The sequence below is a fragment of the Acidovorax sp. HMWF029 genome (assembly GCF_003060895.1).
Taxonomy (GTDB): domain Bacteria; phylum Pseudomonadota; class Gammaproteobacteria; order Burkholderiales; family Burkholderiaceae_C; genus Acidovorax.
The window spans coordinates 1-2,851 of the sequence record NZ_QAIH01000242.1; the positions used below are offsets into that span (position 1 = coordinate 1).

General features: G+C 66.7%; 3 protein-coding genes. All 3 read left to right on the plus strand.

What is annotated here, in order from left to right; translation table 11 throughout:
* Window positions 1–8: 8 nt before the first annotated feature.
* Window positions 9–1,568, plus strand: a complete 1,560-nt coding sequence (ilvA, locus tag DBR12_RS17830; protein ID WP_108618497.1) for a threonine ammonia-lyase, biosynthetic — start codon at window positions 9–11, stop codon at window positions 1,566–1,568.
* An 86-nt stretch (window positions 1,569–1,654) separates the two neighbouring features.
* Window positions 1,655–2,461, plus strand: coding sequence for an adenosylcobinamide-GDP ribazoletransferase (locus DBR12_RS17835; protein ID WP_108618490.1), 807 nt, complete (start codon window positions 1,655–1,657; stop codon window positions 2,459–2,461).
* On the plus strand, window positions 2,458–2,851 hold a 394-nt coding region (locus DBR12_RS17840), incomplete at its 3' end, for a histidine phosphatase family protein (RefSeq protein ID WP_233244777.1). The genes DBR12_RS17835 and DBR12_RS17840, both read left to right, overlap by 4 nt.

Consider the following 2,851-nt stretch of genomic DNA (forward strand, 5'->3'; position numbering starts at 1 on the left):
GCCCTGCCATGACCCAGCACCTCACACCCGCCGACTACCTCAAGAAGATCCTGACCGCCCGTGTGTACGACGTGGCGGTGGAGTCGGCCCTGGAGCCCGCCAAGAGCCTCAGCCGCCGCCTGCACAACAAGGTGCTTTTGAAGCGCGAGGACCAGCAACCCGTGTTCAGCTTCAAGTTGCGCGGCGCCTACAACAAGATGGCACACCTCACACCCGAGCAGCTGCAGCGCGGTGTGATCTGCGCCTCAGCCGGCAACCACGCCCAGGGCGTGGCCATGAGCGCCCACAAGCTGGGCACGCGCGCCGTGGTCGTCATGCCCACGACCACGCCCCAGCTCAAGGTGGATGCCGTCAAGACGCTGGGGGGCGACGTGGTGCTGCACGGCGAGAGCTATTCCGACGCCTACGAGCACGCCGCCCGCCTGCAAAAGGAACAGGGCCTGACCTTTGTGCACCCTTTTGATGACCCGCTGGTCATCGCCGGCCAGGGCACCATCGCCATGGAGATCCTGCGCCAGCTGCAAAGCCTGGGCAGCAACCAGCTCGATGCGGTGTTCGTGGCCATCGGCGGCGGCGGCCTGGTGTCCGGCGTGGCCAACTACATCAAGGCCGTGCGGCCCGAGATCAAGGTGATCGGTGTGCAGATGAACGACTCGGACGCGATGATCCAGTCCGTCAACGCCCACCAGCGCGTCACGCTGGCCGACGTGGGCCTGTTCTCCGACGGCACGGCCGTCAAGCTCGTTGGCGAGGAAACCTTCCGCGTGGCCCAGGGCCTGGTGGATGAGTTCGTGACGGTGGACACAGACGCCGTCTGCGCCGCCATCAAGGACATCTTTGTGGACACGCGCAGCATCGTCGAGCCCGCAGGCGCCTTGGCCGTGGCCGCCATCAAACAATACGTCGCCAAGAACAAGACCAAGGGCGAAACCTACGCTGCCATCCTCTGCGGCGCCAACATGAACTTCGACCGCCTGCGCTTTGTGGCCGAGCGCGCCGAGGTGGGCGAGGAGCGTGAAGCCCTGTTCGCCGTCACCATCCCCGAGGAGCGCGGCAGCTTCCGCCGCTTCTGCGAAGTGGTGGGCGACCTGCCGGGCGGCGCACGCAACGTGACCGAATTCAACTACCGCATCAGCGACGCCGCCCAGGCGCATGTGTTTGTGGGCCTGACGACCCACGGCAAGGGCGAGTCAGAAAAGATCGCCAAAAACTTCGGCCGCCACGGCTTCGAGGCGCTGGACCTGACCCACGATGAACTGGCCAAGGAACACCTGCGCCACCTGGTGGGCGGCCACTCGGCGCTGGCGCAGGACGAGCGCCTGATGCGCTTCACCTTCCCCGAGCGGCCCGGCGCGCTGCTCAAGTTCCTGAGCCTGATGCAACCCACCTGGAACATCAGCCTGTTCCATTACCGCAACCAGGGTGCCGACTATGGCCGCATCCTCGTGGGCATGCAGGTGCCGCCTGAAGACGCCGCCACGTTCGACGCCTTCCTGTCCACACTGGGCTACCCCTATGTGGAAGAAACGCTCAACCCGGCCTACCGGCTGTTCCTGCGCTCCAAATAATGCCCAAAATGGCCACCTCCGCCTGATACAAGGGCGTTGGTAGCTATCAAAACAGAAGCAAACCTTCACCAATACCACAGCACGCCATGCAAGCCCTGCGCCACTACCTGCTGGCCGTGCAGTTCTTCACCCGCATTCCCGTCACCGGGCGGCTGGCGGACTGGGTGGGCTACAGCCCCGCCATGCTGCGCGCCAGTGCGGCCCACTTCCCCGGCATCGGCTGGCTGGCGGCCCTGCTGGCGGTGGGGGTGTATGGTGGCCTGCACTGGGCGCTGGCCCCGAACCCCTTTGCCTCGGCGGTGGCCGCCGTGCTCAGCACCGTGGCCACCGTGCTCATGACGGGCGGCTTCCATGAAGACGGTCTGGCCGACGTGGCCGATGGCCTGGGCGGCAGCGCCCAGCGCGAACGAGCGCTCGACATCATGAAGGACTCGCGCATTGGCGCCTTTGGGGCCATGGCGCTGGTGCTGGCGCTGCTGTCCAAACTCAGCCTGCTCGCCTTGCTGGGCGCACACAGCCTGGCAGTCGCGCTGTCGGCTCTGGTCGGCGCGCACGTGCTGTCGCGCCTGTGGCCGCTGTTCATCGTGCGCAGCCTGCCGCATGTGGGCGACACGGCACGCTCCAAAAGCAAACCGCTGGCCGACCAGATCTCGGGCGGCGCCCTGGCCACAGCCGTTGCATGGTGTTTCGTGCCGCTGGCGCTTGTCTGGCATGCCCAATCAGCTATTTTTCTCATAGCATCTGCAGCCCTCAGCGCAGCTGCCGCAGCCTGGATGGGGCGCTGGTTTGCGCGGCGCCTGCAGGGCTTTACCGGCGACTGCCTGGGCGCCACCCAGCAGGTGAGCGAAATCGGCTTCTACCTGGGTGCGGCGCTCGCCCTGCGATGGGCATGAAGCCCCCCCAACCAAGCGCCCGGCTGTGGCTGGTGCGCCATGCCGCCCCCCAGGTGGCCTCGGGCACCTGCTACGGCGCACTGGATGTCCCCGCCGACCCGGTCGCCACGCTGGCAGCAGCCCGGCGTCTGGCCGCCGCCCTCCCCCCAGCGCCAGGGGTGTTTTGCTCAACGCTACAAAGATGTGAGCAGCTGGGGCAATCCCTGTGCGCGGAAAGGCCCGATTTGATGCTGATTCCAGATGCCCGGCTGCGCGAAATGGACTTTGGCGCCTGGGAAGGCCGGGCCTGGAACACGCTCGCCAAAAGCGACATCGATGCCTGGACTGCAGACTTTGCCCACCACGCGCCAGGCGGCGGCGAGCCCCTGTCCCGCATGCTTGGCCGGGTGG